At 49.8% G+C, this 7291-nt stretch carries 8 protein-coding genes, 1 tRNA gene and 1 pseudogene; 4 read left to right on the forward strand and 6 right to left on the reverse strand.

Going from position 1 to position 7291, the window contains the following annotated elements:
* A partial coding sequence (locus KH813_RS05425) for a hypothetical protein (protein WP_303994234.1) occupies positions 1 to 730 on the forward strand: 730 nt, incomplete at its 5' end.
* Between the two features lie 9 nt (positions 731 to 739).
* Here the strand turns inward: KH813_RS05425 and citC are convergent.
* The 3 genes from citC to KH813_RS05440 all read right to left on the reverse strand — a co-directional run bounded on the left by citC (position 740) and on the right by KH813_RS05440 (position 2748).
* Positions 740 to 1966: a [citrate (pro-3S)-lyase] ligase gene (citC, locus tag KH813_RS05430; RefSeq protein ID WP_303994236.1), complete on the reverse strand. Its 1227-nt coding sequence runs from the start codon at positions 1964 to 1966 to the stop codon at positions 740 to 742.
* A 228-nt stretch (positions 1967 to 2194) separates the two neighbouring features.
* Positions 2195 to 2410, reverse strand: coding sequence for a hypothetical protein (locus tag KH813_RS05435; protein WP_303994239.1), 216 nt, complete (start codon positions 2408 to 2410; stop codon positions 2195 to 2197).
* Between the two features lie 53 nt (positions 2411 to 2463).
* Positions 2464 to 2748 (reverse strand): hypothetical protein, encoded by a 285-nt coding sequence (locus KH813_RS05440; RefSeq protein WP_303994242.1) that lies wholly within the window; start codon positions 2746 to 2748, stop codon positions 2464 to 2466.
* Between the two features lie 186 nt (positions 2749 to 2934).
* On the opposite strand from KH813_RS05440, the gene KH813_RS05445 reads away from it, so the two are divergent.
* Entirely contained in the window at positions 2935 to 3435 is a 501-nt protein-coding gene (locus KH813_RS05445; RefSeq protein WP_303994244.1) for a flavin reductase family protein, read from the forward strand.
* Positions 3436 to 3931: 496 nt separating this feature from the next.
* Here the strand turns inward: KH813_RS05445 and KH813_RS05450 are convergent.
* The 3 genes from KH813_RS05450 to KH813_RS05460 all read right to left on the reverse strand — a co-directional run bounded on the left by KH813_RS05450 (position 3932) and on the right by KH813_RS05460 (position 5015).
* A tRNA-Ser gene (locus KH813_RS05450) sits at positions 3932 to 4023 on the reverse strand.
* 143 nt (positions 4024 to 4166) lie between these two features.
* Entirely contained in the window at positions 4167 to 4730 is a 564-nt protein-coding gene (gene ahpC / locus KH813_RS05455; protein ID WP_024048755.1) for an alkyl hydroperoxide reductase subunit C, read from the reverse strand.
* A gap of 96 nt (positions 4731 to 4826) precedes the next feature.
* Positions 4827 to 5015, reverse strand: a complete 189-nt coding sequence (locus KH813_RS05460) for a hypothetical protein (protein WP_303994253.1) — start codon at positions 5013 to 5015, stop codon at positions 4827 to 4829.
* A 373-nt stretch (positions 5016 to 5388) separates the two neighbouring features.
* Here KH813_RS05460 and KH813_RS05465 point away from each other — a divergent pair, with 373 nt between their 5' ends.
* The gene (locus KH813_RS05465) at positions 5389 to 6609 is read left to right on the forward strand and encodes an O-antigen ligase (RefSeq protein ID WP_303994256.1); all 1221 of its coding nucleotides are present in this window, start codon (positions 5389 to 5391) and stop codon (positions 6607 to 6609) included.
* A gap of 427 nt (positions 6610 to 7036) precedes the next feature.
* Positions 7037 to 7291, forward strand: a pseudogene (locus tag KH813_RS05470) (acetyl-CoA hydrolase); the annotation flags it as partial.

Here is a 7291-nt window from a genome sequence, read left to right on the forward strand (position 1 = left end):
GCCGTTAGCTGACTGGTTGAGTGAACACCCGCCGATGTTCTATGCCTCCGATAAATCAACCTTTGAAGGGCTGAATTTAATGCTTGCGCCGCAGTTACAGGCAGTTTCACTAACAAAGGACGATACGAAGGTCATTGATTGGGACGAGTGCGAAATCAAGGTCGAGTTTGTCATCGACAATGACACTGAAAAAGCACGGGAACAGCGTGCAGAGCTACAGGGAAAAAGGACTGTACAGGAACATCTCGAACATTACCTCCTTGGTCTCCCTAACGTATTCGTATTGTTTTACGACCACCGTTCTGGAGAGGCAGCCGACTATATTGCCGTGACCGTGGGGGCCAATGGCGTCGTGGACATCACGTTGTACCACTGTAAAGGAGCAGGAGGCGCCCCCAGCGGGGGGCGAGTGGATGATGTGTACGAAGTCGCTGGTCAGTTGGTGAAGTCCGTTTTCTATTGCGATGTATCTGTACTTCTTGCGCATATGGAGGATCGAATGAGTCAACGTTTTAAGTCGCCGTCTAGGTTTGTTGTGGGTGATCTGCAGACACTCAAGGAAAGACTTTACGCTACTCGGGCAACCCAACTTGGATTCACTGTAGTGGGCGTGCAACCAGGAATAAGCAACGCTGCAATCGATGCCCACCTCGCAGATCTAATGTCATTCGGAATCTCTTATGCCATGCAGGGAGGCGCAACAAGAGCCTATTGGTTAGTGAGTGAATAGTAATCTTCGTCAAAGCGGAAAAGGGGAAAGATTGTTTATTGGCTTAACGTCCGCTTCACGCTTTGCCTTTTCGTCAGCGATGCGCCTCTCTTCCGCCAGGCAGGCCGCTTCTTTCTGCTCAGCTTCACGCTTAATTCGGTCTGCTTCTTCCTGTGCTTTACGCTGTTCGGCGGCAATGGCTGCTTGCTTCTCTGCTTCAGCTTTCGCTGCGGCGTCTTTTTTGATCTTTTCAATGACGGCGGCGCCGCGTTCCGAACGCAGGTAATCCAGCGTGGTTTTCGGAACCATTTCTTCCACCGTTTGCCAATCATCCTTGCCAAGCGCGGCGCGCACCTTGGAGGCGCTGACAATAGTGCCCGCTTTTTGGATACGGGGAATGATTTTGAAATCCATATCATTCATCGGCAAGACTTTACTGAGCGCTGAATTATACGCGCTGGTCGTGTTGTCGGTGGGTTCTTCGCCGACGAAACGAACGGTGATGCCGAGCGCCGGCGCGATCTGCTCCGCGAACACGGTCGCGTCGAGTTTCGTCTGCGCGTCGAGCGCTTCCGTGCCTTTGATGAAGTAGGTCGGGAAGGTAGCGTTCGAAATGATATAATCGCCGCCCGAAACCACTTTGACATTGCCGAGGTCGGCGGTCCCTTTGCGAATCAGTTCCAAGCGATCCGCGAACGGGAACATCGAACGGTCTTCCTGCACGGCGAACAATACGACATCATCGCACTGTTGCGACGTGTACTCGATCAAAGCGCGGTGGCCTTTGGTAAAGGGGTTGCAGTTCATGACAATGGAACCGCGCACCGGACCGACCGGCTCACCGACGATTTTTTTGGTTTTTTCTAAAAATTCCGCCAGCGTATCATCGCCGTATTCCAGCAGCGCGGCATACGGTTCCGCTTTCGCGACGCAGGTAAAGCCGGAATGCTCGAAGACCGGTACTTTTTCCGGTTTCGTAAAGATTTGATAGCTGTTGATTCCGCGACGTTTCGCTTCCGCCATCAGATGGTCGAGAATGCGGTGCGTAAGACCTTGTCCCTGGTACTCCGGATCAATGGCGATATTGCGCAAAACACGGCCGCTCAGCGAGCCGGTGGCGATCAGGCGGTCACCGTCAAAGATCCCCATGGAATAGTCGATATTGCCCGAAAAAGTCAATTCAAAGCCGGCCAGAAAATCCATCAGGCGTTGGTGCATGCCGGCGTCTTGCAAATTGATTTCACGTTCTGTATACATAAGCGATCTCCTTTGCATAAGTTTACTTTATTATACCAAATTCATAGCCTTTGGGGCATGCGCGGTTTCCCCGCGGCATGCGGAAAATAAGAAAGCAAAAAGGTCCCAAGCAGACCGGGGCCCTTTTGTTTTTCTATTTACGATGTGACCGACGCTCTCACCGGTCCGCGCGCGTAGTGGCCACGCGTTTTCCCGAGTATCCGGCTCGTTCGTGTCGATGTCGCCTGTTCAGGCATCGTCATGACGAACGACAACGCCTTCCTGATTCGCATCCTCTTCGCTTTCCTCATGACGGACATCATCATGGCGAACGATCGTCTCCGGCGGGTCGTTGCGGACCACGCCGTCAAAATACGCGTCGTCTTCGCGCGTCGCGCGCTTCGAACGAGCCTTCTCGGCAGCGGTCACCGGCGCGGTATCGTGATCACAGTGTTCACAATGCATATGGATCCTTTCGGGCGGAATCGTTCCGCCGCTATATGGAAAAAGTTATATTTTTACTTTTCGCCGTGCAAAATCGCGGCGATTTCCTTGCAACCGGCGCCGTTGTCACGCGCTTTTTTCGCGCGCTCTACCCGTTCCGCGTAGTCGCGGTGCGCCTCGTCATTCGGCACGGGATCATCCCATTTGCGGTTCATGATCGTTTGGAAAATCGCATGGCATTCATCCGTCGACTTTCCCGCCGCCTTGGCGGCCTCGACATGCCGCATCGCCGACTCATAGCGGGCGCGTTCATGCGAATCCATTTTGGTGACATCGTATTTACTGTGTGGACAACTCATAGTTATTCCTCCTCTGCTACTTTATGATGTATCTGTATTTATTATAGCATGCGCATCGAAAAAACGCCGTTTTTCGTACCCAAACAAGCCGCCAACTTCATTACATTAAAATGATTGGATTTTCCCGCGTCGTCATCGTGGCGTATAATGAAGGAAAAGGAAAATATTGTGTGAAGGAGGTCTATTATGCGTGAAATTCCCGTAACAGAACTGCAAGTCACTCCGCAAATGATCGGTAACGAATGGTGGCTGGTGACCGCCGGCGATGAAGCCAAAGGCTACAATACGATGACCGCGAGCTGGGGGCATGTCGGCGTCATTTGGCAACGCCCGACGGCGATCGTCTATATCCGTCCGCAACGTTACACCAAAAAATTTGTGGATCGCGCGGATCGGTACACGCTCTCTCTTTTCGGCGGCGACTACAAAAAAGAAATGGGCTACTTGGGTAGCCATTCGGGGCGTGATGAGGATAAAGTCGCTAAGGTCGGTCTTACTCCCGTATTTGAAGAAGACTACACTTACTTTGCGGAAGCCGAGATCGTGATCGTTTGCCGCAAATTGTATCAGGCGCCGCTGCTTCCCGCCGGATTTATTGACGCGCGGATCATTGACGAGCATTATCCCGACTGCGATTTCCATGACATGTACATCGGCGAAATAGAAAAAGTCCTCGTGAAAGAATAAGCGCTCGCGTAAAGAGCGGTAAAAATGACGGTAACATTACGGCGATGCGCGAGATGAAATAAAAAAATGCCGCCGAATGGATCGGGGCGGCAATGAAATGCGCTTCGCTTATCGAGCTGTTGTGCGAATATGAAAAAAAGGAATAGAAAAAGAAAAAGAAAAAGAAAAAGAGTTCCCATGTGCGTTCGGCTACGATGCCGGGCTCTATTACGGGCAACTCTTTTTCTACGCTCAGAATACATAGGCGGTAATATATGTCAAGAGTGACGAAAAATGGTGCGAGGTAAGCGTCTGTCGCATGGTGACGACAGCATGGCATGAGTTTTCAGAGGACTTTGATCTGGGGCGGCGTTTTTCCGCGCGCCGCGATGACTCGGAAAATGATCGCGCTTGACGTTGCTGAACACCGACAGGCATGAAAAAGACCCGCGATATCGCAGGTCTTTTGATGTTATCCGTAATTCATTTACTCGGCAGTATATTGACCGAAAGTAAATGGCGGAGAGAGGGGGATTCGAACCCCCGGTACGGTTTGCGCCGTACACATGATTTCCAATCATGCACCTTCAACCACTCGGACACCTCTCCGCGTGCATGAATACTCTCCTAGTGTAGCGAATTTAGAGGCGATTGTCAATTTTATTCTATATCGGAATAAAATTTGTTTTGCCGGCGCGCACTCGTCTCTTGCCTTTGAAATAAAAAACCACCCGAAGGGTGGTTTTTTGAAGTTAAATCGTACCGACTAAGTCTTTGCCCGGTTTCAACGTTTCCGCGCCTTTGTGCCAGCGCGCGGGGCAGACCTGGTCGCCGTGTTCGGCAACGAATTGCGCCGCTTCCACTTTGCGAACCAATTCATCCGCATTACGGCCGATGCCGTCCGCGTGAATTTCCAGGGCCTGGATGACGCCTTCGGGGTCGATGACGAACGAACCGCGTTGCGCGCTGCCTTCCGCTTCGTTCATGACATCAAAGTAACGGGCTAATTGACCGGTCGGATCACCGATCATTTTGTATTGGACTTTCTGAATGCTCGGGGATTCTTTCGCCCACGCCATATGAACAAAATGCGTATCGGTCGAAACACTGTACACTTCGCATCCTAATTCCTGCAATTTTTCATAGTGATCGGCCAAGTCCGCCAATTCCGTCGGGCATACAAAGGTGAAATCGGCCGGGTAAAAGAAGAAAACCGCCCATTTCCCCAAAACGTCCTCGTGGGTGAGTTGCTTCAATTCGCCCGCCTGATAGTAGTCCGCCTTAAACTCCGGAAGTTTTTTCCCAATCATGCTCATTGTCACATTCCTCCTTATGTTTAATATGAATGATGCTCATCTTTAGTATAGTCATTATATGCAAATAAATCAATATAGACCGCGAAAATTTTTGACTTATTTACGGTACAAACTCTTTTTGTCTTCGGTGGTACGCCGTTTGGCATAGCGGTAGCAATCGATAGCGATGCAAAAAAGAACCACGGCGAGCACCAGACCGTTACCGATGTTCAAGCCGACGTTGTTGATATGGTAAATCGTGTACATGAAGGCGACAGCCATTGTACCAACTTTGATTTTGTCCATGTGAATCCCTCCTTTTGCTATTGTAGCATACATAAAATCATCATGCGGCAAGGGAACAGGAAGTTTCTTTATACGAAGTATCAATTTTAATAATAATAATAACATTATTATCTTTATATATTAAATCATTTATATATAGGGAAATAAAAATTTGAGTGAAATAGAAAAGTAAAAGGGCGTTGAAAAAGAATGTTTAATTTACGAAATATAAACAAACATGATTAATGCTAAAAAAAAGAGCTGTTTAATCATCATTGATAACTTTACGGGCGGGGACAAGGGACAACACGGGTGTCAGGCCCTGCTCGCGTGGACAGAAAGAGCCCCGCGCATTATAATAAACTTAATATCATCCTGAAAGGAACGAATCTGCATGCAGGTACAGACGCATTCCCGACTGTTGTCGCAGTGGTGCAGCGGGTTATTATACGCGGCGGCTTTTTTTATGCCCTGGTGGCAAATGGGGCTGGAGCTTTCGCTGTTTTCGGCATGCGCCGTTATGGCGGTGTTGCTTTGGCGTGAGCCGGCTCGTTTGCGCGCCTTGCGTTGGCCGGGAGTGGCGCTCATGCTGTTTGCCGCTTGGGCGTATTGCACCACATGGTTGGCGCCGGAACCTTCCGCCAGCGCCTATAACTTTTTTTATCGTTGCGGCACCTATACGGCGATGTATTTACTGGTGACATGGCAGTTGCGCACGCGGGAGCAATGCGTGCATTTTTTGAGTTATTTGTTGGGCGGCGCGGTTATTGTATGCGTTATCGGTATTTACCAGTATTTCTTCGGCGGGTTTGCCGGTTTTACGATGGAGTGGGTGGACCGTGAGCGTTTCCCGCTACTGTTGCGTCGTATGTACAGTACGCTGGGCAATCCCAATTTGCTGGGGGCGTACTTACTGATGATCGCGAGCGTGCTGGCGAGTTTTACCGCGATCTATGAGCGCGGATATAAACGCGGGCTTACGGCGGCGCTTTTATTGCTGATTTTGCTGGTGTTATTGCTAACGTATTCGCGGGGCGCGTGGGTGAGCATGTTGGTGGCGCTTACCGTCACCGCCATTATCTATGACCGAAGGGTCGCTTGGGGCTTGTTGGCCGTGCCCGTGTTTCTTTGGTTGCATCATGGACAAATTACGGAGCGTTTCATCTCTCTTTTTCACGGTGGTGATACGTCCGTGGACCTGCGCTTTGCGTTTTGGCGCAGCACCTGGCAAATGATCGGCGATCATTGGTGGACCGGCATTGGTTGGGCGGCGTTTCCTCTTGTGTATCCCCGCTATGATTACTATATTCAAGATCCGTCGATTGTGAGTTATCATGCGCATAACCTGTACTTGACGGTGTTCGCGGAGACCGGCATCATCGGTTTCATATTATACATGTTGGCTTTTTGGGGGCATGGCGTCTTGGCGTGGCGCAGCTATCGGACAAGCGTCAGCCATCTTTCGCGGGCGTTAGCCCTGGGAGTGCTGTTGGCTGTGGTCGGCATGAGCATCAACGGCCTGTTCGATTGCAATTTCTTTCACCGGACGGTAGCGCTCACGTTTTGGACATTATGCGCATTGCAAAGCACACTGAGCCGACTGGGGCAACGCTGAAAAGAAATATTAGAAAGCTTAAGGGGCGTTGAAAAATAATTGAATAGATGTTATAATGAAAGGGAATAACAAGGTTTACAATTAATCAACAATCTTTTGTAATAAACATCGAGCGCTGTTTCAAAGGGGCTTAGAAAGATTAGAAAACGAATAGTAATGATTGACAAGGTAAAAATCATCGACTATCATATAGACGAATAGCATGCGAGGGTCTGATTTACAAGGCTCTTAGCAAAAATACGGAGTTGGTCCACAAGGGAGGGGATTCAAGAATTTAGGAAACGCTAGGTTTTATCGCATTGCGGTACCGTTGACTATTTCTCTTCCCTCGAAAGGATATTGTCGACGGCGGCGATATCCTTTTTTGTTTCTCGGAACTATGTATGACATAGTGTGTTCCGTTGTTTTTTAAGGAGATGGTAAAGGAATGGATATTAACGACATTCGCGACAGAATTCGGTGTAAAGATCTGCTCGGCAAAGTCATGACCGCAGAAGAAGCGGCCGCCATGATTCACCCGAATGATCATATCGGCATCAGCGGATTTACACCGTCCGGTTACCCGAAAGCAGTACCACTCGCACTGGAAGAACGGATTAAGAAAGAGCAGTTCAAAATTGATCTGTGGACCGGCGCCTCGGTCGGCCCGGAAGCAGACCAGGCTCTGGTGGAATGTGACGGC

Origin of the sequence: Negativicoccus succinicivorans, from assembly GCF_018373335.1 — a bacterium.
Classification (GTDB): domain Bacteria; phylum Bacillota; class Negativicutes; order Veillonellales; family Negativicoccaceae; genus Negativicoccus; species Negativicoccus succinicivorans_A.